This window comes from Quadrisphaera sp. RL12-1S, assembly GCF_014270065.1.
Lineage (GTDB): Bacteria > Actinomycetota > Actinomycetes > Actinomycetales > Quadrisphaeraceae > Quadrisphaera.
In genome coordinates, this window is the sequence record NZ_JACNME010000006.1 from 192,086 (window position 1) to 213,560 (window position 21,475).

At 76.4% G+C, this 21,475-nt stretch carries 24 protein-coding genes and 1 tRNA gene; 7 read left to right on the plus strand and 18 right to left on the minus strand.

Features of this window, described 5'->3' with window-relative positions:
* Positions 1-29: 29 nt before the first annotated feature.
* From H7K62_RS13425 to H7K62_RS13445, 5 genes are all read right to left on the minus strand, one after another.
* Positions 30-1,520: a heparan-alpha-glucosaminide N-acetyltransferase domain-containing protein gene (locus tag H7K62_RS13425; RefSeq protein ID WP_186718989.1), complete on the minus strand. Its 1,491-nt coding sequence runs from the start codon at positions 1,518-1,520 to the stop codon at positions 30-32.
* 91 nt (positions 1,521-1,611) lie between these two features.
* Positions 1,612-2,739: a magnesium and cobalt transport protein CorA gene (locus tag H7K62_RS13430; protein WP_370591766.1), complete on the minus strand. Its 1,128-nt coding sequence runs from the start codon at positions 2,737-2,739 to the stop codon at positions 1,612-1,614.
* Between the two features lie 161 nt (positions 2,740-2,900).
* Complete coding sequence (locus tag H7K62_RS13435) at positions 2,901-3,830, minus strand: VOC family protein (protein ID WP_186718991.1); 930 nt, start codon at positions 3,828-3,830, stop codon at positions 2,901-2,903.
* A 170-nt stretch (positions 3,831-4,000) separates the two neighbouring features.
* Positions 4,001-4,729 carry an SDR family oxidoreductase gene (locus tag H7K62_RS13440; protein ID WP_186718993.1) on the minus strand — a complete coding sequence of 243 codons (729 nt, stop codon included), beginning with the start codon at positions 4,727-4,729 and terminating at the stop codon, positions 4,001-4,003.
* Positions 4,729-5,385, minus strand: a complete 657-nt coding sequence (locus tag H7K62_RS13445) for an alpha/beta hydrolase (protein ID WP_186718995.1) — start codon at positions 5,383-5,385, stop codon at positions 4,729-4,731. Before H7K62_RS13445 ends, H7K62_RS13440 begins: the two co-directional genes overlap by 1 nt.
* A gap of 96 nt (positions 5,386-5,481) precedes the next feature.
* Here H7K62_RS13445 and H7K62_RS13450 point away from each other — a divergent pair, with 96 nt between their 5' ends.
* Positions 5,482-6,036 (plus strand): MarR family winged helix-turn-helix transcriptional regulator, encoded by a 555-nt coding sequence (locus H7K62_RS13450; RefSeq protein WP_186718999.1) that lies wholly within the window; start codon positions 5,482-5,484, stop codon positions 6,034-6,036.
* A gap of 10 nt (positions 6,037-6,046) precedes the next feature.
* On the opposite strand, the gene H7K62_RS13455 is transcribed toward H7K62_RS13450, so the two are convergent.
* The 4 genes from H7K62_RS13455 to H7K62_RS13470 form a co-directional block, all read right to left on the minus strand.
* A complete protein-coding gene (locus tag H7K62_RS13455; RefSeq protein ID WP_186719000.1) occupies positions 6,047-7,327 on the minus strand; it encodes a heparan-alpha-glucosaminide N-acetyltransferase domain-containing protein in 1,281 nt (426 codons plus the stop codon).
* Positions 7,328-7,425: 98 nt separating this feature from the next.
* On the minus strand, positions 7,426-8,628 hold the full coding sequence (locus H7K62_RS13460) for a hypothetical protein (protein ID WP_186719001.1): 1,203 nt from the start codon (positions 8,626-8,628) through the stop codon (positions 7,426-7,428).
* 48 nt (positions 8,629-8,676) lie between these two features.
* Positions 8,677-9,330 carry an HAD family hydrolase gene (locus H7K62_RS23980; RefSeq protein ID WP_186719003.1) on the minus strand — a complete coding sequence of 218 codons (654 nt, stop codon included), beginning with the start codon at positions 9,328-9,330 and terminating at the stop codon, positions 8,677-8,679.
* A gap of 23 nt (positions 9,331-9,353) precedes the next feature.
* Entirely contained in the window at positions 9,354-10,205 is an 852-nt protein-coding gene (locus tag H7K62_RS13470; protein WP_186719005.1) for a HEAT repeat domain-containing protein, read from the minus strand.
* Between the two features lie 194 nt (positions 10,206-10,399).
* Between H7K62_RS13470 and H7K62_RS13475 the strand changes: the two genes are divergently transcribed.
* A complete protein-coding gene (locus H7K62_RS13475; RefSeq protein WP_222437571.1) occupies positions 10,400-10,921 on the plus strand; it encodes an RNA polymerase sigma factor in 522 nt (173 codons plus the stop codon).
* A complete protein-coding gene (locus H7K62_RS13480) occupies positions 10,918-12,294 on the plus strand; it encodes a hypothetical protein (RefSeq protein ID WP_186719009.1) in 1,377 nt (458 codons plus the stop codon). The genes H7K62_RS13475 and H7K62_RS13480 overlap by 4 nt, the downstream gene beginning before the upstream one ends.
* Before the next feature lie 61 nt (positions 12,295-12,355).
* On the opposite strand, the gene H7K62_RS13485 is transcribed toward H7K62_RS13480, so the two are convergent.
* Complete coding sequence (locus H7K62_RS13485; protein WP_186719011.1) at positions 12,356-12,856, minus strand: hypothetical protein; 501 nt, start codon at positions 12,854-12,856, stop codon at positions 12,356-12,358.
* A 148-nt stretch (positions 12,857-13,004) separates the two neighbouring features.
* Between H7K62_RS13485 and H7K62_RS13490 the strand changes: the two genes are divergently transcribed.
* Complete coding sequence (locus H7K62_RS13490; protein WP_186719013.1) at positions 13,005-13,679, plus strand: NUDIX hydrolase N-terminal domain-containing protein; 675 nt, start codon at positions 13,005-13,007, stop codon at positions 13,677-13,679.
* Between the two features lie 36 nt (positions 13,680-13,715).
* Here the strand turns inward: H7K62_RS13490 and H7K62_RS13495 are convergent, their stop codons facing one another.
* Genes H7K62_RS13495 through H7K62_RS13505 form a run of 3 tightly spaced genes read right to left on the minus strand, consistent with a single transcriptional unit; the run spans position 13,716 to position 15,565 of the window.
* Entirely contained in the window at positions 13,716-14,288 is a 573-nt protein-coding gene (locus tag H7K62_RS13495) for a hypothetical protein (protein ID WP_186719015.1), read from the minus strand.
* Positions 14,278-14,685 (minus strand): hypothetical protein, encoded by a 408-nt coding sequence (locus H7K62_RS13500; protein ID WP_186719017.1) that lies wholly within the window; start codon positions 14,683-14,685, stop codon positions 14,278-14,280. Before H7K62_RS13500 ends, H7K62_RS13495 begins: the two co-directional genes overlap by 11 nt.
* Positions 14,686-14,731: 46 nt before the next feature.
* Complete coding sequence (locus H7K62_RS13505) at positions 14,732-15,565, minus strand: oxidoreductase (protein ID WP_186719029.1); 834 nt, start codon at positions 15,563-15,565, stop codon at positions 14,732-14,734.
* Positions 15,566-15,654: 89 nt separating this feature from the next.
* Between H7K62_RS13505 and H7K62_RS13510 the strand changes: the two genes are divergently transcribed.
* Positions 15,655-16,530 (plus strand): hypothetical protein, encoded by an 876-nt coding sequence (locus tag H7K62_RS13510; RefSeq protein ID WP_186719030.1) that lies wholly within the window; start codon positions 15,655-15,657, stop codon positions 16,528-16,530.
* Between the two features lie 131 nt (positions 16,531-16,661).
* Positions 16,662-17,408 carry a hypothetical protein gene (locus H7K62_RS13515; RefSeq protein ID WP_186719031.1) on the plus strand — a complete coding sequence of 249 codons (747 nt, stop codon included), beginning with the start codon at positions 16,662-16,664 and terminating at the stop codon, positions 17,406-17,408.
* A 24-nt stretch (positions 17,409-17,432) separates the two neighbouring features.
* Here H7K62_RS13515 and H7K62_RS13520 read toward each other — a convergent pair whose 3' ends face one another.
* Complete coding sequence (locus H7K62_RS13520) at positions 17,433-18,599, minus strand: PrsW family intramembrane metalloprotease (protein WP_186719033.1); 1,167 nt, start codon at positions 18,597-18,599, stop codon at positions 17,433-17,435.
* A gap of 123 nt (positions 18,600-18,722) precedes the next feature.
* Between H7K62_RS13520 and orn the strand changes: the two genes are divergently transcribed.
* Positions 18,723-19,331 (plus strand): oligoribonuclease, encoded by a 609-nt coding sequence (gene orn / locus H7K62_RS13525; RefSeq protein ID WP_370591767.1) that lies wholly within the window; start codon positions 18,723-18,725, stop codon positions 19,329-19,331.
* A gap of 12 nt (positions 19,332-19,343) precedes the next feature.
* Here orn and H7K62_RS13530 read toward each other — a convergent pair whose 3' ends face one another.
* The 4 genes from H7K62_RS13530 to H7K62_RS13545 all read right to left on the minus strand — a co-directional run bounded on the left by H7K62_RS13530 (position 19,344) and on the right by H7K62_RS13545 (position 21,466).
* Positions 19,344-19,532, minus strand: a complete 189-nt coding sequence (locus H7K62_RS13530; RefSeq protein WP_186719035.1) for a hypothetical protein — start codon at positions 19,530-19,532, stop codon at positions 19,344-19,346.
* Positions 19,533-19,726: 194 nt separating this feature from the next.
* Positions 19,727-19,802: transfer RNA gene (locus tag H7K62_RS13535), tRNA-His, on the minus strand.
* A gap of 33 nt (positions 19,803-19,835) precedes the next feature.
* Complete coding sequence (locus tag H7K62_RS13540; RefSeq protein ID WP_186719042.1) at positions 19,836-20,504, minus strand: FMN-dependent NADH-azoreductase; 669 nt, start codon at positions 20,502-20,504, stop codon at positions 19,836-19,838.
* A gap of 56 nt (positions 20,505-20,560) precedes the next feature.
* Complete coding sequence (locus H7K62_RS13545) at positions 20,561-21,466, minus strand: aminotransferase class IV (RefSeq protein ID WP_186719050.1); 906 nt, start codon at positions 21,464-21,466, stop codon at positions 20,561-20,563.
* Positions 21,467-21,475 lie beyond the last annotated feature (9 nt).

Below are 21,475 nucleotides of genomic sequence, written 5' to 3' on the forward strand. Positions count from 1 at the left end.
CGGTCCGTCACCAGCCGGTCACGAGCCGCTCAGGGCCGGGCGGCTCGCCGCGCCGCCCAGCCGAGGAGCCGCTCCAGGGGGCCGCGGCCGGCGAAGCGCACCCACAGCGGGCACGCCACCAGGGCGGTCACCGCGAAGAGCGTCCACAGCTGCCAGCTGCCGGCCAGCCACGACGGCTCCCCGGAGCCGCCGTAGGCGTCGTGGGAGGTGAACGCGAGCGCGACCACGTGCGTGCAGTAGGCCGTGAGCGGCATGGACCCGACGGCCACGAGCGGCGCCACCAGCCAGGCCGCGCGGCGGCGGCCCAGCGCGTCGGCCAGCCACAGGCACGCACCCAGCACCGCCAGCGCCACCCCGCCGGAGCCGAGCACCTCGGGGGTGGCGGCGGAGTGGGCCTGCGCTCCGAGGAACTGGTCGAGGCTGAGCGCGTCCCGCCAGCTGCCGCTCCCCCCGGCGCCGTCACCCCCGCCGGGGTCGCCCTGGGAGCCGTCTTCGTTGAAGGCACTGGGCCCGTCGTCCGCGGCGCAGTAGACGGTGCCCTCCGACCAGCGCTGGCAGGTGGAGCCGGACAGGTCCACGTCCCGGCCCGGCACCAGCCCCGGGCCGGAGGTGCCCGAGCCGCCCGCCCCCGTCCCCACCGCCGGCCCCGCCCCCGCAGCGGACGACGACGACGCCGCCGACGACGAAACCGACGACGCCGCCGACGCCGAGGCGGGGTCGACCGACGGGAAGGCCTGCGTCAGCGCCCACGAGCCGCCGTACCCGAGCACGGCCAGCAGCACCCCGCCCACCACCAGCGCCCGGCGCACGCGGGTGGCCGACAGGTCGCAGCGGCCCACGGCCAGGCCGGCGAGCACGAAGGCCGCCCACACGAGGACCGGGTAGGGCCCCTGCACCGCCAGCGACCCGAACGCCCCGCCGAAGCCGACCCACCCCCCAGCGCCCTCCACCGCCGAGAGCAGCGCCCTCAGCGGCGCGACGACCAGCGCGACCCCCGCGGCGGCCAGCAGCAGCGTCCGCGGACGGACGCGCAGCAGCGGCACGCACAGCACCAGCAGCAGCGCGTAGTGCTCGAGGATGACCGCGACGGGTGAGCTGAGGAACTGCAGCAGGCCGCCGAGCACGAACAGGCAGACCGCGCGCACCAGCACGCGCACCCGCGCGGCCACCACGGCGTCGTCGTCGGGAGGGGTGGTGCGTCCGGTCATGAGCGCCACCGAGACCCCGGCGAGGGTGGCGAAGAGGATCGAGCTCCGCCCGTGCACCACGCCTGCCCAGGTGGCGGGGTCGGCGGCCAGCAGGGTGGGCGCGCCGGAGGCGTGGGCGGCGAACATGCCGAGCACCGCCAGGCCCCGGGCCAGGTCGACGCCGCGCAGGCGCGGTCGGGGGACCGCAGCGGGCTCCCCCGTGGCGCCCCCGCCGGTGCCGGTGTCTGTGCCGGTGTCCGTGCCGGCGCCTGTTCCGGTGCCGCCGTCGGGCCGGGGCGCGGGCAGGAGCGCCTCGGCGCCGGTCGTCGTCACGCGCGAACGCTAGTGATCAGGGGGCCCCGCGGCCGTCAGCCCGAGGGCGGACCGCCTGGCGTGTCGCGTCATCCCGGCGGGACGGGCCGGGTCAGAGCCAGCCGCGGCGCCGGAAGGCCACGAAGAGGCCGACGGACAGCGCGAGCATGAGCAGCAGCGCCACCGGGTAGCCCCACGGGTGGTCGAGCTCGGGCATGTACTTGAAGTTCATGCCGTACAGGCCGCTGATGAGGCTGGGCGTGAAGAGGATGGCCGCCCAGGAGGAGATCTTCTTGACCTCCTCGCCCTGGGCGTAGCTGGCCTCGGTCATCGCCTTGATCTCCTCGTTCTGGCGCTGCCCCACGAGGATGGCGTTGACCTGGAGGATGTCGCGCAGCTGGTTGCGGTAGCCGTCGATGCGCTCCGCGGCCACCGTGACGTGGTCGGCGACGTCGCGCAGGTAGCGCTGCAGCTCCTCGTCCACGCCGTACTTCTCGAACCCGGCGGTGAGCCCGGCGAGGATCGACACCAGCGGCGTCACCGCCCGCTGGAAGTCGACCACCTCCTGGGAGAGCTCGTAGATGCGCCGCGAGACCTGCGGGTCGCCGCTGAACACCTGCGACTCGATCTCGTCGATGTCGGTGCCGAGGCCGCGCAGCACCGGGCCGTACCCGTCGACCACGGCGTCGAGGATGGCGTAGAGCACCGCCTCCGTGCCGCGGGCGAGCAGCTCCGGGTCCGCCTCGAGGCGCCGGCGGACGGCGGACAGGTCCGGGCTCTCGGCGTGGCGGACGGTGATGACGAAGTCCGGGCCGATGAACAGGTGCAGCTCGCCGAACTCCACCTCCTCGGCGTCGTCCACGTAGCGGGCGGCGCGCAGCACCACGAAGAGGGTCTTGCCGTAGCGCTCGAGCTTGGGCCGCTGGTGGGCCACGACGGCGTCCTCGACGGCCAGCTCGTGCAGGTCGAACTCGTCCGCGAGCGCGGTGAGCTCCTGCGCGGCGGGCCGGTACAGGCCCATCCAGGCGGTGCGGCCGGGCTCCTCGCGCAGCGCGGCCACCGTGGCGGTGAGGTCGGGCGGGGACGCGACGCGCTCCCCGCCGCGGTAGACGCCGCTGTCCACGAGGCTGCTGCCGCGGACCGGGCGGGCCATGGGGATGGCGCCGTCCTGGGACAGGTCGCGCGAGGGGACCATGCCGCGTCGGCCCATCGAGGGCAGCGGCAGCCGGCGCCTGGCCACAGGGCACCTCCCGGGGATCTGAGCGGACGCGGTGTGCGGTGCGAGGACAGTGTGCCCCCCGCTGGGTGCAGGGTGGCCCTGACCCACTCCTACGGGACCAGGGCCACCCTGCACCAAGCGGGGACGGGACCGGATCCACCCACCGGCCGTCCCCCGCGGGCTCAGGCGGCGGCGCTGACCTCGAGCAGGCTCTTCCACGGGTCCTCGAAGCGCAGCGTGCGGCCGTCGTCGCGCACGTCCACCCGCGCCGCGCGCAGCCGGTCGGCGAGGGCGTCGAGGTCAGAGCGCGCCGGCAGCACCAGCGACACCTGTCCCAGCCCGAGCGTGGCGGCGCGGGCGCCGGCGCCGCGGCTCTGCCACGTGTTCATGGCCATGTGGTGGTGGTAGCCGCCGGCGGCGACGAACAGGGCACCGTGCCACTCGGCCGTCACCTCGAAGCCGAGGGTGTCCACGTAGAAGGCACGGGCGGTCTCGACGTCGCCGACCTTGAGGTGCACGTGCCCGACCTCCGCGGAGCCCCCGGCGGGCTGGTCGAGGGGGGCCGCCACGTGCTCGCGCAGGAAGGCGTTCGGGTCCAGCGGGGCGTTGTCCATGACCACGCGGCCGGCCTGCCAGTCCCACTGCTCGCGCGGGCGGTCCCAGTACAGCTCGATGCCGTTGTCCTCGGGGTCGGTGAAGTAGAACGCGTTCGACACGAGGTGGTCGGCGGAGCCGACGTAGCGCGAGCGGGGGTGCTGCGCGGCGCGGGCCACGGCGTCGGCCAGGCCCTCGCGGTCGGGGAAGAGCAGCGCGGTGTGGAACAGCCCGGCCTCGCCCGCCTTCGGCGCAGGCAGCCCCGGGGTGTGGACGAGGACGACGAGCGGCGTGCCGCCCCGCCCGAGCACGGCGTGCTGCGCACCCGCCGCGCCCGGGGTCGCCAGGTCGACAGCCGTCCGGGCGGCGGCGCCGTCCAGCTCCACCAGGCCGAGCGCGTCACGGTAGTAGGCGGTCATCGCCGGCAGGTCGGCGACGTGCAGGGTGACGGCGTCCATGGCGGTGGCGCCGGGCAGGAGCAGCTCGCTGGTGGCGCGGCCGCTGGAGGGGGTGGTCATGGCGGGTCCTCCCGGACGTCGACGGGTCGTGGAGGTGTGCACAACGCCCATGATCACGATCACCCGTGCGCACAACGCCCATGATCACGGAGGGTCTGGCCGTGATCATGGGAGTCGTGCACACCACGGGGCGTGATCATGGGAGTCGTGCACACCTGAGGGGGTGGGGCTCAGAGCAGGCCGAGGGTGGCTCCGCCGTCGACGGCCACGGCGGTGCCGTTGACGAAGGCGGCGGGCTCGGAGCAGAGGAAGGCGACCACCTTCCCGAAGTCCTCCGGCGTCCCGGTGCGCGCGCCGGCGGGCACGCCGCGCTCGAGGAGCCGGTCGGTGGCGTGCAGGCCGGGCGCCACCACGTTGATGGTCACGCCGCTGGCGGCGATGTCGGCCGCGGCCGTCTTGGTCCACGCCCACAGCGCGGTGCGCGCGGTGTTGGACAGGGCCAGGTCGGGGATGGGCTGCTTCACGCTGGCCGACGCGATGAACACGACCCGCCCCCAGCCGCGCTCGACGAGGTGCGGCACCGCCGCGCGGGCCAGCCGGATCGAGGCCAGGGCGTTGGCCTGGAACGCGGCGAGCAGCGCGTCGTCGTCGACATCCAGGGCCCGCCCGGTGGGCGGGCCTCCAGCATTGCCGACCACGGCGTCCAGGCGCCCCCACCGCTCGAGCGCGGCGGCCACGAGGCGGGACGGCAGCGCGGGGTCGGTCATGTCGCCGGGCACCGCGAGCGCCTCACCGCCGGCGGCGCCCACCTCCTCGACCAGGGCGTCGAGCAGGTCGGCGGAGCGGGCGGAGACGAGCACGCGCGCGCCCTCGGCGGCGAGGGCCAGCGCGCTGGCGCGGCCGAGCCCCTTCGAGGCGGCGGTGACGACGGCGACGCGGCCGGAGAGTCCGAGGTCCATCAGCGCAGGCTCCCCTCGAGCGCGCCCGCGGTCCAGTCGCGCAGGGCGACGACGACGTCGGCCGTCAAGCCGTGGCCGCCGGGCGTGCGCACCGCGGTGAGGTCGGCACCGGAGGTCTCGTGGAGGTAGGTCCAGGTGCGGCGCTGCAGCTCGGGCGGGATGACGGTGTCGGCGTCGCCCTGGGCCACGAACACCGGCACCCCGGTGAGGTGGCCGGGCGTGGTGGGCACGCCCGCCTCGAACGGGAGGGTCGCGAAGAGGGTGGCGAGCCCGGCGTAGCGGGAGGGGTCGGCGAGCAGGGCGCCGCCGGCGAAGGTCGCTCCACCGCTGAACCCGACGAGCAGCACCGGGCGGGGACGCTCGACATCGAGGGGGGCCTCGGCGTCGAGCCAGGTGCGGAACCAGGCGGTCGAGGCGGCCAGGGACTCCGGCAGCGGTCGGCCGATGCCGGCGTTGGCGAACCACGCGAACCCGCCGCCCGCGGTGATCGGGGCGCGCAGGGCGACGTACTCCGGACCGCCTGCGCCGCCGACGTCGGACGGCAGGTGGTCGGCCAGGCCGATCACGTCGGCCTCGGTGGCGCCGCGGCCGTGCAGCAGCACGACGAGCGGTGCGCCGGCACCAGCGCTGCCTCGTCGCAGGACGACAGGCTCCACGGCTCACGCTCCCCAGTAGTTGTCGCTTCAACTTCTTGGCTCGACCGTACCACCCGGAAGTTGTCGCTACAACTACTTCTGCGTCAGCATGGCTCCGTGGACGTCCCCTGGCTCGACAGGACCCAGCTCGCCGCGTGGGTGCGCGTGGCCGCGCTGCTCGAGGTGCTGCCCGGCACCCTCGACGGCCAGCTACGGCGGGACGCCGACGTCACGCTGTTCGAGTACTTCGTCCTGGCGATGCTCTCCGAGGCCCCCGGCCGCGCGCTGCGGATGAGCGAGCTGGCGGCGCAGACCAGCGCCACGCTCCCCCGCCTGTCCCACGTGGTGAAGCGCATGGAGGCCCGGGGGCTGCTGGCGCGCCGACCGGACCCTGACGACGGCCGCGCCACCGTCGCCGCCCTCACCGACGGCGGGATGGCGCGCATCGAGCAGGCGGCGCCGGGCCACGTGCGCGCGGTGCGCCAGCACGTCGTCGACGTCCTCACCCCCGAGCAGCTGGCGCAGCTCACGGGCATCGCGGAGGCGCTGCTGCGGGGCCTGGACACGGGCGGCGGGATGGCGGCGATGTACCGCCGCTACGACTCCGACGACGACGAGGACGAGGACGGCCGTCCGGCTGGCCCCGCTGACCGCGCTGACGGTGGGCACTGACGCCGCGACCTCAGGCGCGCAGGTACCACCGGCGCCGGTGCAGCAGCAGCGCGAGCACCCACCACCCCGCCAGCAGCGCGGCGCTCAGCCCGACCTGCGGACCGCCCAGCCACGCGAGGTGCCCGGCCAGCGACTGCGCCCAGCTCGGCTCGGCCGCCGGGTCGGCTCGCAGCGGCCGCAGGAGGAGGACGGTGGCCAGCACCTCGCTGCCGACGTAGACCAGCAGGCTGTTGCGCCCCAGCGCGACGAACGGCTCCCGCAGGGCGCGCAGGCCCGCCGGGAGGGAGGGCAGGACGGTCCCCCGGGCCGGCCCGCGCTGGACCCACGGCGCGTCGACGAGCAGGTGCACCACCGCGACCAGCGCGATGACGAGGGCCGCGACGGACAGCCCGAACGGCGCCGTCCAGAGCCGCTTCATCGCCGGCACCCACAGCGACGCGACGCGTCCGCCCACCGCCAGGACCGCGGCGACCACCACCAGCCGCGCCGCAGCGGGGACGACCCCGGGCCCGGCCAGCCCCGCCGCGACCAGCGCCCGGGTGAGCAGTCCGCCGCCACCCGTGGAGGAGGCTGCGGAGGTCGGGGAGGGCGTGCGGCCCCGCAGGGCGTGCGCGGCGGCGACCCCGGCCGCCGCGGTGGCGCAGGCGCCGAACAGGGCGACCAGGCCCTCGGGGTCGTGCCCGGCGTCCATCTGCCAGTACAGGTGCCCCACCGGCACCACGGCGGGGTCGATGCCGAGGGACGGGTTGCAGGTCGGGGTCAGCTCACCGCCCGGGCAGGTCGCGGCCCAGCGGGCCAGCAGCCAGGTGTGCGCGGCACCGGCGGCGAGCGCCACCGCGGTCCAGGCGACCCACCCCCGCACCACGAGGTGCACCAGGCTGATGACCAGCGTCAGCAGCGCGAACACCTGCAGCACCCCGGTCCACCGCAGCTGCCCCGGGTCGACCGTCCCCAGGCGCGCCCACTGCACGGCGGCGTTGTAGGCGAACCCCGCGGCCAGCAGCACCAGCACCCGCCGGGGCAGGCGCGTGAGCTGCACGCCCCGGGCGCAGGCGAACCCCAGGCCCACGCCCATGAGCAGCACGAAGGAGGGGAACACCAGGTCCAGCGGGTGCACCCCGACCCACGGGGCGTGGTCGAACCAGGCGGGCGGCTCCAGCAGGCTTCCGCTGAGCACGATGACCACCAGCAGCAGGCCCCGGACGACGTCGACGCCGGCCACCCGAGCCCTGGCGGCCGGGGGCGCCGCAGCCCGCAGCGCCGGGGGTGCCGTCGGCGCCGTGGTGGTCATGCGGGCTCCTGGTGTCGGGACCGGGCTGCGCGTGGTGGTGGTCCAGCATGCGCACACCGGTCACGACGCTCCGACCGCGACGCGCGGGCAGCAGCCGGCTACCCCGCGGTGACCCGCGCCCCGAGCCCCCTCCAGACCCACCCCTCGGCGGTGCTGCGCGTGGCGCCGCCGTCCTGCTCGGACGCCTGGGTGCCGCCCCAGACGACGAGGTCGTCGCCCGCCCAGGCGACGGTGCTGTCCGTCGTGACAGCGGCCCGGGGCGGCTCGGGCACCCGCAGCCAGCGGGCGTCGCCGTCGTCGTCCTCGTCGAGCAGGTAGCTCGGCGAGCCCGTCAGCAGCAGGCGGCCGGAAGCGCTGACCTGCAGGTCGCCCAACCGGTGGTCCGGCAGCGGAGCCACCTCGGAGGTCCCGCCCGTGGCGACGTCCAGGGCAGTCAGCCGGTCCGGGGTCTCCACGAGCACGCGCTGGCCGTCCCACGCGGCGTCCCACGGCTGGTCGGCGCGGTCGGTGACGGAGCGCCAGGTCGACGCCGCGGGGCCGAACGCCACCACGCGCCACGTGCCTTCGCTGGTCTCAGAGGCACCGTGCGTGGCGACCAGCGCGACCACCTCCCGACCGGTCCACGCCGTGCGCACGCCCTCCGCACCCGGCGGGCCGTAGGGCCAGGGGACGGCGGTGGCGCCGCCCGTGGAGGGGTCGAGCACCTGCGCGACCAGCTGCCCGTCGACGCCGGACGCGGCGGCGCCGTAGTCCCAGCCGACGGTGACGAGCCGGTCACCGGTCCAGACGGGGTCGGAGTAGACCAGCGCCGGGCCGGAGTCGACGGCCGCGCGCGTCAGGGTCCCTCTCGCCAGGTCGGGCGTGGTCCGCTGGGAGCGCGTGAAGACCGACTCCCCCGACCACACCGCGCGATCACCGACCTGCGACGAGCCGCTCGTCGCGCCGGCCGGACCGACGAGGTGCGCCCAGGTGCCTGTGGCCGGGTCCCACGCGGCGCCGTCGTCGAACCGGGTCGGCTGCGGAGCTGCGCAGCTCGCCGCTGGCGGGCAGGGTGGCTGCTGCTCGTCGTACCGGTACCCGCCGAGCAGCAGCAGCCGCTCCCCCGTCCAGACCGGGAGCGCCCCGCCACGAGGCTCCAGCGGGGCGGCGCTCATCGCCGCCCACTCCCCCGCGGACGCCGTCACCGGCGGGATCGTGGACGACGGCGACGCCTCCTGCACCGGACCGCCGCCGCGGAGCCCGCACCCTGCCAGCACGGCCACGAGGACGACGACGGCCGCGGTCGCGCTCCGTGGGCTCACGCCCCCACGACGTCGCGGCCGCGCGGAGCGTTGCAGGGCAGACCCGGGTCAGCCGGGCAGGACGCCCGCCTCGACGAGGTGCCGGCGCGCGCCGTCGGCTCCCTGCCAGACGTGCGCGCGCCACCCCCGGGCGCGGGCCGCCTCGACGTTGACGGGCCGGTCGTCGAAGAAGAGGAGCTGCTCGCCCGGCAGGCCGAGCCCCTGCTCCACGGCCTCGTAGATGGCGGGGTCGGGCTTGGCCGCACCGACCGCGGCGGAGAAGACCAGCAGGTCGAAGGGGTCCGACCACGTCGAGGCCCGGACCACGCCCTCCACGGACGCCGGTGCGTTGGACAGCACCGCCAGCTGCAGCCCCTTCTCCCGCACGGGCCCGACGACCTCCTCGAGCAGCGCCTGCGCGGCGGAGCCGAGGGTCGCCCACTGCCGGGCGTCGACCTCGTCCAGCTCCACCGCGCGCCCGCTGAGGTCCACCCCGAGCCCGGCCCCGACCGCGTGCCAGTACTCGGCGAGCGGACCGCCCAGGTCGTAGGCGTCGCGGGGGTGCCAGTAGACGCGGTCGAGCTCCTCGACCGGCAGCCCCAGCGCCGCGGCCACGGCGGGCAGCGCACCCTCCGGCGCGGAGAGCACCCCGCCGATGTCGAAGACCACGGCGGACACCCACGGTGCGGTCGGTGAGGAGGTCGACGGCGAGTCGCTCTGCACGCCGCGACGCTACCGAGGCGGGGTTACAGGGGCGGCAGGGCAGCGGCGAGCTGGCCGAGGGAGGAGGCGTGGCGCAGGTGGTGCAGCGCCGCGGGGTCGCCGTCCAGCCGGACGGCCACCTCCTCGAGGGCCTGCCGGGCGCGGTGCGGGGCCACGTCAAGCACGGCGTCCAGCTGCTCCCACGCGGCCACGCTCCGCCCCGGCGCGCGCCCGTGCGCGCGGGCGCGGCACAGGTCGGCCACGCCGTCGAGCAGGTCGTCGCCCACGCCGTCCGGGTCGGTGAGGCGCACCACGGCCTCGACCACGTCGAGGTCGGCCGGGTCGGCGTCGGCGTCGGCGAGCCACGCCTCGGCGTGGGCGCGCACCACCTCGTGCAGCGAGGGGTCACCGAGAGCCCCCGCGGCCTCCAGCACCAGGCGCGAGGCCGGGCCGTCGTCCGCTGCCAGCGCGGCCGCGACCGCGGGGAGCGCCCGGGGGTCGTGGCGGTGGGCCAGGCCGAGGAGCGCCTCGTGGCGGACGTCCGCGTCGTCGTCCTGGTCCTCCAGGCGGGCGGCGAGGGCGTCGCACACGCCGGGGGCGTCGTGGTCGCGCCACATGGTGGCCAGGGCGAAGCAGGCGGCCTCGCGGGTGTCGGCGTCCTCGTCGCCCACCAGCCGGGCGAGAGCGCTGACCAGCGCTGGAGCCGGGCCGGCGGGACCGTGGGGCAGCATAGGGAGGCGGTGGGCGAGGGCGGCGCGCACGGCCGGGTGCGGGTGCTCGGTGAGGGCCACGAGCACCGCGAGCGAACCGTCCGCGCTCGGGCGCAGGGAGCGCAGGAGCGCCTCGAGCTGCCTCCCCGGGACGACGTCGGCCAGGGTCAGCTCAGGTGCCAGCACGCCCGCATCGTCTCCTGAGCACCACCCGTCACACGGGTTCGCCACGCTGGGTGACCGCCGGCGAGTGCGGAGACGGTGCCGGGAGACCGGCGGAGGGACGGTGCGGCACCCCTCCTCACGTCGCGGGGCAACCTCGGACGCCCCCGGGCGTCTACCAGGGTGTGATCACCAGACCGGAAGGCGGTGCGGCAGCCGTGAGGGCTCCCGAGGAGGAGTGCGGCCCACCAGCGCTGGCACCCGCGCTGGACGCGCTGTTCACCGCCCACTGGCTGCGCCTGGTGCGGCTGGCGGTGCTGCTCGTGGACGACCGCGGCCTCGCCGAAGACGTGGTGCAGGACGCGTTCGCCGGTCTGCACCGGCACTGGGACCGGCTCGAGGACACCGACCGCGCGGGTGCATACCTGCACCGGGCCGTGGTCAACGGCTGCCGCTCGGCGCTGCGCCGGCGCCGCACCGCGCGCGCCTGGGTGGCGCCGCACGCCGTCCCGGCGTCGTCCGCGGAGGAGCTGGCGCTGCTCGGGGAGGAGCGGCGGGAGGTGCTCGCGGCCGTGGCCTCGCTGCCGGAGCGGCAGCGCGAGGTGCTGGTGCTGCGCTACTGGTCCCACCTCGACGAGGCCGGGACCGCCGCCGCGATGGGCGTGACCCGCGGCACCGTGAAGTCGACCACGCACAAAGCGCTCGCCGCGCTGGAGCGCACGCTGGGAGGCACCCGATGAGCAGCGTCGAGGACAGGCTCGCCGACGCCCTGGGCGCTCGCGCCGAGCTGGAGCGCGCCGAGGCGGGCCTGCTGCGGCAGCGCCGCACGGAGCTGGCGGCCACGGCCGCCGAAGACGTCACCGCGCTGGACACCGGGGTCGACCACGACGACGCGCTGGCCAGCGTGGTGGTCCCGGCCGACGTCCTAGCTCGGCGCCGCCGCGTGGTGCGGGTGTTGGCCGTGGCGGCCGTGGTGCTGGCGCTCGCCGCGGCCGCGGTGGGCGTGGCACGCCTCGCCGGGAGGTCGCACTCCGCGCCGCCGGCGGGTGGGATCGCGCACTCCTACGCGGGCCTGGCCAGGCCGCAGGTGCCCTCCGACACCGCGGCGGCACCGTCCTTCTTCGGCGACGGCGCCGACGCCGGCTCGGTGCGGCTGCTGGGGCAGCTGATGGACCGGCGCTTCTACGCCACTGTCGACCCTGCAGGCCGGCTGTGCTGGGCGGTGGAGCACCGTGGCGGCGACACCGGGGGCTGCGAGCTCGAGACGGGCCCCGCTGAGGCGGTCCAGATGAGCGAACCCGACCTCGTCGACGCGTGGCTGGTGCCGGACGGCTGGGACACCTCCGACCTCACCCGACGGGGGCTGGTCGAGGCGGCCCCCAGCCTGTGGCTGCCGCGCAACGCGGCGGGCTCAGCTGACGAGGTGTTCTCCGCGCTGCGCCGGCCCCAGGCGACCTCTGACGCCTTCGCCAGGACCATCGATCCCACCTCCTACGCGGCGGGTTCCGAGCGCGTTCTGGCCAAGACCGGCGACGCCACGTACTGGGTCGCGACTGGTCCCACCGGAGAGGCGTGCCTGGTGGTCCTGCTCAACCAGGTGGGCAGCGCCGGCAGCTCGTGCCGGTCGGCGCTCAGCGCAGCCGTCGACGGGCTGTGGCTGGGCACCACGGGCGGCTCGGTGACGGTGGAGGCCCACCTCGTTCCGGACGGCTCATCGACCGCTGGGTGGGAGCAGGAGAGCCGCGTGCCGCTGGCCCCGGGGCTCTGGGTCGACCGTGCGACCGGAGAGCGGGCCGCCGTCGACCAGCTGCGGGCAGCGGCCACCGACCCGTTCGCCGCGGGGCCGGCGGTGGCCACCGGCACCCAGGTCTTGGAGGTGCCTGCTGGCACCTGGTCCGCCCCCGTGCTCGTGCGGTGCCTGAGCACGTCGCCGCTGGTGGTGCGTGTGGACGGCGAGGTGCAGGGCGGGAGGCTGTGCGACGGCGGCCCCGGCTCGGAGCCGGTCGTGCGCGCAGCAGGGCTGCTCGTCCGGGACCGGCCGGTGACGGTCACCATCACCGGCCCCGCCGGGGCGACGTGGGCCGCGGGGGTGGTCGACCTGGCCGCCGAGTGAGGCGTCCTCCCGGCTCCGGGGGTGTGACGCCGGACGGGCAGAAGTCCGCCGCGGGTCCGGATCAGGGCGCGTGGGTGGGGTTCTGCATGTCCGGCGTCACGCGGTGGAGCAGCCGGCGCAGCTCCCGGTGCCCGTGCCGGACCACCAGCAGGGCCACCGGCACCTCCACGCACGCGCAGACCACCGACCAGACCCGGTCGGAGCCCTCGGTGCTGATGGACAGGTCGAACCAGGCGTCGGCCAGCATGAGCACCCCCGTCGCGCACGCCCACAGCGCTGCGCTGGGCCAGCGCCTCCAGCTGCTGAGCGCCGTCGCCGCCAGCGCCAGGGCCAGCGCCACGTCGAGCCCCTGCCAGGTGCCGTCCCAGTTGGTGGTCGTGTAGTCGGCGGGCAGGGTCGCACCGAGGTAGACCACCCACGGCACCAGCGCGAGCGCCGCGACCGCGGCGACGACGGCGACCGGCGGGGCCCAGCCCCGCAGGCGCCAGCGGCGCGCGAGAGCGGCGGCAGGAGCGGGGTCGGCGACCGGTGCCACGACGGGGGTCTGTGCGGTTGCGGTCACGGGGTGCCTCCTGCGGTCTCCTGGCGGGCGAGCGCGTCCGTCTGCTCCACGGTGCCCGCGGCGGCTCGCGGCACGCCCGGCGGCGGCTGGGGGCGGGCTGTGGATCGCGCCCAGCCCCCGGCGGCCGTCCACCCGTACGGTGGCCGTCGTGGACGACGGAGCGAGCAGCGGCGAGGCACCCGGCGGGCTCTCCAGCGCGGCGGAGCGGGTGCGGAGGGTGGCGGTGGAGCTGGCGGCCCTGGCGCAGGACGGCGCCACGTTCTCCCAGGACCGCTACGACCACGTGCGCTACGCGCAGGCCAGCCGTCTGGCCGCGGAGCTCTTCGCCGTCCTGACCGACCGGCCCGCGGACGACCTGCACGCCGAGCTCGGGCGCGACAGCGGGTACGCCACCCCCAAGGTGGACGTGCGCGGTGTCCTCTTCGACGACGACGAGCGCGTGCTGCTCATGCAGGAGCGCTCCGACGGCAGGTGGTGCCCGCCCGGCGGCTGGGCCGACCCGCTGGACACCCCGCGCGCCGCGGTGCTGCGCGAGGTGCGGGAGGAGAGCGGCTACGCGGCGGAGGTGGTCAAGCTCTTCGCCTGCTGGGAACGCGACGCGCAGGGCCACGTCCCCCCGCTGCCGGTGGCGGTGTTCAAGCTGTTCTTCCTGTGCCGGGCCACCGGGGACGTGCGGCCGGCGCAGGAGCTGGAGACGCTCGACGTCGGGTGGTTCTCCCTCGACGCGCTGCCGCCGCTGTCCGCGGCGCGGGTCACCGAGCGCCAGCTGCGCCGCGCGCTGGACCACCACCGCGACCCGTCGCTGCCGGTCGACCTCGACTGAGGCCCCCGACGCGGCCGCGGTGCAGGCCCCGAGGGGTCAGCGCTGGCGGCGCGCGGTGCGGAAGGGACCGTCGAGCGGGCCGTCGTCGAGAGGGTCGACCGGGCCTGCGGCAGCGCCCGGGGCGGTGGAGTCGGGCTGCTCCGCCGCCTCGGCCGGCTCTGCCGACCCAGCCGCGGCGGCCGAGCGGCGCCGCGCCGGGTCGTCGAGGGGCAGGCCGCGGGAGACCGCCAGATCCCGCACGGCGTCGGCGTCCATGCCGCGCAGCAGGAGCAGGCGGTGGCCGTCGCGCAGCACGAGGGCGCTGGCGGTGTCGTAGGGGCCGCGGACGCGCAGCCGCTCCACCTGGTCCCAGGTGATCAGGCGCCCCCACCGCGTCCCAGAGCCCACGCGCAGCCCGTCGCGCTCCACGCGCGTCCCGAGCCGGCGGGGGGCCAGCTGCACGGCGAGCAGGGCGCCGGTGACGGCCATCCACGCCAGGGCCAGCCAGTAGCGCCCCCCGACCGCGTGGGCCAGGACGTTGTAGGTCCCGAACGCCACCACCGCCCAGCGGACCACCCGGGCGCCGCGCCCCTGCTGGACGTGGTGGTCGACGGGTCCCTCAGACGGCATCGCGCTGCTCCGCGTGGCGCCGGCCCTCGGCGGACCCACCCCCGAAGCCGGTGCCCCCGCGCAGGTCGATGTCGGTGCTGGCAGCCGGGCTGGCAGCCGGGCTGGCGGTGGAGCCGTCAGCGGCGGCGGCTCGGCGAGCAGCCCGCTCCCCCGCAGCGCGCACCAGCGGCCACAGCGCTCCCGCGAGCGCGAGCACCGCCGCCACCACGCCGAGCAGCGTCATGTCCACCCAGTGCTGCCAGCGCTCCTGGGCGTGCAGGGCGACGTCGGAGCCGCTGTCGATGCGCTGCTGCCCGAGCCAGATGGAGTGCCAGTTGACCGCGGCGAGCAGGCTCCCGAGCGACCACAGGAGGGCGAGGAGCACGACGACGCGCGCCACCCGGTTGACCGCCACCACCCCTCGATCGTACGGGCCGGTGGCGGCAACCGGGGGCCGCGAGCCCTCAGCCCTCCCGCACGTCCGTGCTGGTGGAGACCGCCGCCCACGACTCCAGCTCGCGCCGGCGGGCGGCGCCGATCGCGCGTGCGGCCTCGAGGGCGTCGCTGCCGAGCAGCAGCAGCGCGGGCGGTTCCGGTGAGGTGACGGCGTCGATGATCGCGCGGGCGGCGAGCTCGGGGTCTCCCGGCTGCGTGCCGTGCGCGCGGTCGTTCTCCTTGCGGCGCGCGTCCACGGTCTCGGCGTAGTCGGCGATGACGGTGGAGGTGCCGGTGAGCGACCGGCCGGCGAAGTCGGTGCGGAACCCGCCGGGCTCGACGGCCACGGCGTGCAGCCCCAGCGGGGCCAGCTCGGCGCGCAGCGAGCCGGTGATGCCCTCCAGCGCCAGCTTGGTGGCCGCGTAGTAGCCCGAGCCGGGCGGGCACAGCTGGGCGCCGATCGAGGAGATGTTGACGACGGCGCCGCGGCGGCGCTCGCGCATGCCCGGGAGCACCGCCTTGGTCATGGCGACGGCGCCGTGGACGTTGGTGTCGAAGAGGGCGCGCACCTCGTCGTCGTCGCCCTCCTCCACGGCGGACCGGTAGCCGTACCCGGCGTTGTTGACCAGCACGTCCACCGCGCCGAAGCGCTCCAGCGCGGCGTCCACGGCGGCGCGCACCTGAGCGCCGTCGGTGACGTCGAGGGCCACCGCGAGGGCCGTGCCGGGGTGGGCCTCGACGAGGTCGCGGACGGTGCCGGGGTCGCGCGCGGTGACGACGGCGTTCCAACCGCGGTCCAGGACGGCGGAGGCCAGGGCGCGTCCGAGGCCGGTCGAGCAGCCGGTGATCAGCCAGGTGGTCATGGCTCCATCCTGCGGGCTCCCGGACGGCGCGGCCCAGCGGGCGGTCGCGCCAGGTGGCGGGCGGTGATCGATCGTCGGAGACTGGATCAATGGCTGAGAACACCGCTGGGCGCTCGAGCACGCCCGAGAAGACCGACCGCCAGGACACCACCGCCACCGGCGCTCCGGACAAGGCCGCCGGGCGTGCCGACTTCACGCGGGTGGCCCTGGAGCGCGCTGCCCGCGCCGCGCACGACGCCGGGGACCAGCGCGAGGTGCTGGCCCGCAAGGTCGAGGAGGCCAAGCAGGTCCGCAAGGCCGCGAAGGCCGTGCGCCGCGCCGCCCGCGCCCAGCTCGAGCTGGCCGACCGCGACGTCGCCGTCTCCCGCAAGGGCGTGCAGTCGCTCAAGGAGCAGCTGAAGATCGCCGTCAAGCACGCCGACGCGGTGGGCAAGGACGCCGAGAAGGCCGAGCGGGACCACAACGACGCCCTGCGCACCGCCACGAAGAAGGCGAAGAAGGCGGGCGGGCGCGACACGGACCAGAAGCACACCGAGCGCACCGGTGACGGCGAGAGCCGCACCGCCGGCCCGGACAGTGGCCCGGACAGCAGCTCGGACGGCGCCGACACCGGGGCGACCCGCACCGCCGGGCGCAAGGGCGGCCTGGCCGCCAAGGCCGCCGACGTGGCGGAGAAGGCCACCGACCGCATCGCCGGCGCCGCCAACGACCTCGAGCAGAAGGCCGACGACGCCGCCGCCAGCACGCGGGGCACCGGCCGCAGCCGCACGGCGGGCACCGCCAGCGCGTCCGGCACCTCCCCGCGCACGCCCGCGCGCCGCGCGGCCCGCTCCCGCACGGGTGTCGCGGCCGGTACCGGTGCCGCGGCGGGTGCCGCCACCGGAGCCGCCGCGGGTGCGTCGGCCGACCAGCAGCACGACGGCGCCTTCGACCTGGACACCGCCCGGGAGCCGAGCGACGCCTGACGACCTCGGCCGACGCCTTCCACGGCCTCCGCAGCGCCCCGCAGCCCACCCGGCTGCGGGGCGCTGCGGTGTTCCGGCGCGTCGTGGGCTCAAGCCCGGGCTGCGGCGCCGGCGCCGCCTAGCCTCGGAGGGTGCTCCTGACGACGCTCGACGCCCCTGCTCCCACGGCCGGCGGCCGAGGGGCCGCAGGCGCTGCGGCGTCCCCGCTGCGCACCTCGCCGTCCCCGGTGCTCGCGGTCCCGGCGCCCCGCGCCGCCTCCCCGGCCTCCCCGTCTCCCCGGACCGACGGATTCCCCCGCTCGGCCCCCAGCGGCCAGCCGCGCCGCCGCACGTCCGAGGTCGTGGCCCGCGAGGTGCAGGCGCACCTCGCGGACGCCGCCCGCTACGGCCAGCTGCCGGGGCAGGCCGGTGAGGGCGTCCCCGAGGGCCTGCGGGCGAGCCTGGGCGAGCTGGTGGAGACGGCGTTCCCGCACCTGCGAGCGGGCACCACCGACTGGCGCGCCTCGGTGGCGCTGGCCGCGGTGCTGGCCGGTGACGTGCTGGGCCGCTACGCCGTGCCGCTCGCGGCGCTGCCCACGACGACGACGCCAGGTGCGCGCGAGTGCGTCGCGGCGCTGTCGCGCGGCATCGACGCGCTGCTCGACGAGGCCGGGGTCGGTGTCGTCATGGACCTCGACGCCGGCACGGCCGCCTTCCGCGTGCGCACCCCGGCGGGGGCCACCCCGTCCTGCGGGCGGGCCGCGCTGCTGGCCACGTGCGTGGTGCTCCTGCACCTGCGCCTCACGCAGCCGCTGGCGCTGGCGGCGCTGGTCACCGAGGGCGGCTCGTGGCTGCCGGTGTGGCGCGCGGCCCGCGACCTGTGGACCGTCGGCGGCTGACGCCGCCCGGCTCGTCCGGGGTCCTCACCCTCCGGCGGGCACGAACGACCGGCGCAGCCGCCACATCGACTGAAGGCCCGCCAGCTCGGCCTGCTCGGACCCGGCGGGCGCCGTCCCCCGCTCCATGCGGTCCCGCAGGAACGCCACGTCGCTGGCCAGCTCCTGGAAGTCGCGCATGGCGCCCCTGGCCTGCGGGCCGAGGGCCCGCCCGGCCCAGTCGCGCGCCCGGGCGCGCTCGGACAGGGAGGCGAGCATCCGTGCCTCCGCGGGCGTGATCCATCCGGCCTGCGCGTAGCCCGCCAGGTGGCGGCGCAGCACGCGGCCCTCGCGGCTGCGCGCCACCACGGCCACCGCCACGGCGGCCGCGAAGATCGGCACCTGCAGCGCCACGTAGGTGCCGACGAACCCCTGCAGGCCCTGGGAGGCCGTGAGGTTCCACAGCGCGTGCAGCGCCACGGCCACGCACCAGCCCAGCAGCGGTGCGAGGACCCGCACCGCCGGGTTGCGGTGTGAGGCCGCCACGCCGATCCCCACGCCGATGGCGGAGGTGAACAGCGGGTGCGCGAAGGGGCTGAACAGGCACCGCACCACGAAGGTCACCGCGGTGACGCTGCCGCCGTCCTCGGCGAAGCTGCGGCCCAGGTAGAGCACGTTCTCCACGAAGGCGAAGCCCACGCCGGCCAGCGCGGCGTAGACGATGCCGTCCACCACGCCGTCGAACTCCCGCCGCCGGAACAGCCACAGCAGCAGCACCGCCAGGCCCTTGGTGGTCTCCTCCACGAACGGCGCCACGAGCACCGCGGCCGAGTCCGGGTTCCCCCCGGCGGAGCGGATGAGCTCCATCGAGGAGGTGTTGAGCACCAGGGAGACGAAGGTCGCCACGAACGCGCCCCACGCGAAGGCGAACACCAGCTGCCCGGGCGGCTCGTGCTCGTAGCGGTCCAGCCAGAGGATCGCCGCCACCACCGGCACCACGGGCAGCACCGCCAGCAGGGTCCCCACGCCGAACCCGGTGATGCCGGTGTCGGTGGCCACGAGCAGCACCGTGAGCAGACCGCACCCGGCGATGACCACCACCAGCGCGATCCGCACGAGCACCCGGCCGATCCCGGTGCGGCGCGCGCGGCGCGGGGGCAGGTGCAGGTGCGGCTCGCCCTCACCGCGGAGGACGACGGCGGGGGCTGGCTCCACGACCGGCCACGCTAGCCGGGAGCGGCTCCCGGAGCGCTGCGACGGGCCGCGCTCGTCGTCCTCGGCTCCCCCGGGACGCGCCGCGCGTCGGCGCCGCCCGCAGCGGTCACTACAGTGACGCCGGTGGTGAGCCCCTCGGCCGAGCGCATCGTCTGGATCGACTGCGAGATGACAGGTCTCGACCTCGGCGTCGACGCCCTGGTCGAGGTCGCCGTCCTCGTCACCGACTCCGAGCTGGAGGTCCTCGACGAGGGGATCGACGTCGTCATCAAGCCCTCGGACGAGGCGCTGGCGCAGATGCGCGACGTGGTGCGCGACATGCACACCACGTCGGGCCTGCTGGACGAGCTCGCCGACGGCGTGACGCTGGAGGAGGCCCGCCGCCTCGTCCTGGAGTACGTCCGCCGCTTCGTGCCGGAGGCCCGCAAGGCGCCGCTGGCCGGCAACTCCATCGGCACCGACCGGGGCTTCCTGGCCCGCGACATGCCCGAGCTCGACGAGCACCTGCACTACCGGATGATCGACGTCAGCTCGATCAAGGAGCTGGCGCGGCGCTGGTACCCCCGCGCCTACTTCGCCGCCCCCGCCAAGAACGGCGGCCACCGGGCGCTCGCGGACATCCGCGAGTCGATCACCGAGCTGAAGTACTACCGGGCGGCCGTCTTCGTGCCCGACCCGGGCCCGGACTCGGCGACGGCGAAGGCCGCCGCGGAGCGCGTCACCCGCGGCTGAGCCGCGCGCTCCTCAGGAGCGGTCGAGCCAGGAGCCCTCGCCCTGCCAGCGCTCGTCGGCGAGGATCTCCTCGGAGTCCGGGCCGTCGGGCAGCGACAGGTCCACGAGGAGCGAGAGCGGGACACCGCGCTTGAGCAGGTCCATCACGCTCGAGTCGGGCGTGTGCTCGACCACGAGGTCCGTCCCTGGCTGCTGCTGCACTTCCTGCTCCCCTCGAAGTCCGCGTCCGTGCGGTGCGTCTCCTTCACGGGGGTCATCGGCAGTCCTGGTCTTGACCTTGGAGGGCACCACCCGCTCGGCGGAGGGAGCCCGTCGTCGACCTGACCGGCTGCGGACGCAGAGGCGACTCCGAGCGGACGCAGAACAGGCCCGGGCGGGGGCCCGGGCCTGTTCGGTGGGGTGAGCGACGGGACTTGAACCCGCGACATCCGCGACCACAACGCGGCGCTCTACCAGCTGAGCTACGCCCACCATCTCGCCGCGCGAGCGCGGCTGAGGAGGATCCTACAGGTTCGCGCCGGCGAGCTCGCGCGCGAGGGCCGCGGCCTGCTCGTGGGCGGCGGCGCGGTCGGCCTTCGCGCGCTCCGCGCCGTCGGCGAGCGCCTCGACCTGCTCGGACAGCGTGGCGCTGGTGGTGATGACGCGGACGTCCATGCCCAGGGCGTCCCCCAGCACGATGCGCAGCGGCGGCACCGCGTGGTCCCAGTCGGCGGTGGGTGTGCCCGGGTCGTACGTGCCGCCGCGGCTGGTGACGACGACGGCGGTGCGCCCGGCGAGCGGCTGCGCCTCGTGCCCGGGGAACGGCGTGGTGGTGCCCGGCACGTGGACGTTGTCCAGCCACACCTTGAGCGTGGAGGGCAGCGAGTAGTTGTAGAGGGGCGCGCCGACGAGCAGCACGTCGGCCGCGAGGAGCTCGTCCAGCAGCCGCGCCTGCAGGGCCTCGGCCTCGGGGTCGGGGCTGGCGCCCTCGGGCCGCAGGCCGGGTGCCCAGTGCAGGTCGGGGTCGAGCAGGTGCGGCAGCGGCTCGGCCACGAGGTCGCGGTGCGTCACGGTGTTCTGCGGGCCCGCCTCCTGCCAGGCGGCGGCGAAGGTCGCGGTGATCTCGCGCGAGCGCGACGCGCCCGGACCGGAGTCGGGGCCGATGGAGGAGTCGAGGTGCAGCAGGTGCGGCATCTGCCCATCCAACCCGGTGCGCCTGCGCGCCCGTCCTCGAGGGTGGTCGGCCGGTGTCAGAAGCCGGCGAGCTCCTGCAGCTCGGCCGTGAGCGCGGCGGCGTCGTCGTGCTGGCTGACGGCCTCACCGTCGAGCCGCACCACGCGCACGGGACCGCGCACGGCGCTCGTGAGCAGCACCACCCGGGCCACGCGCAGGTCCGCGAGGGTGCCGGTGGTCTCCTCAGCGCGCCACCCCGCGCTCCGGGCGCGGTCGAAGAGCAGGTGCTGGGTGGTGCTGCTGAGGATGCCGTTGTCCCCCTGCGCCACCGTGCGCAGCACGCCCGGCTCGGGCACCCACAGCACCGAGGCGGTCGGTGCCTCGAGCAGGGACCCGTCGGCGGCGGTGAACAGGGCGTCGTCGGCGCCGCGCCGGGCCGCCTCCCGCTGGGCGGCGGTGTGGATCGCGTAGGAGAGGGTCTTGACCCCGCCGAGCAGCCACGGGGCACCGGCGAACGCGTCGGCGGCGTAGCCGCGCGTCATCGACGCCACGGAGATCCCCGCGCTCCGGGCCCGCAGCGAGGCGGCGTCCATCGCGCTCACGGTCACCAGCACCGTCGGCTGCGGCTCGTCGCCGGCGGACACCGGGCGCCCCCGCGTCATCGACAGCTTCACCGCGGCTTCGCCGGCCCGCGGAGCGCTGGCCGCCCACTCCTGCGCCGCGAGGTCGAGCAGGCGCGCCCACGGCGCGGGGTCGTCGGGAAGGTCCAGGGAGCGGGCCGAGCGCTGCATCCGCGCGAGGTGCGCCTCGAGGTGGGGGACGACGACCCCGCCGTCGGCGTCCCGGACGAGGCGCAGGCCTTCGAAGCAGCCGTCACCGCGGGTGAGGCCGAGGTCGTCGGCGGCCACGACGGGCTCGTCGACCCCGACGACGGCGGGCGCGCGACCCTCGGAGGAGACGGCGACGACGAGCAGCGCAGGCACGGTCGAGCA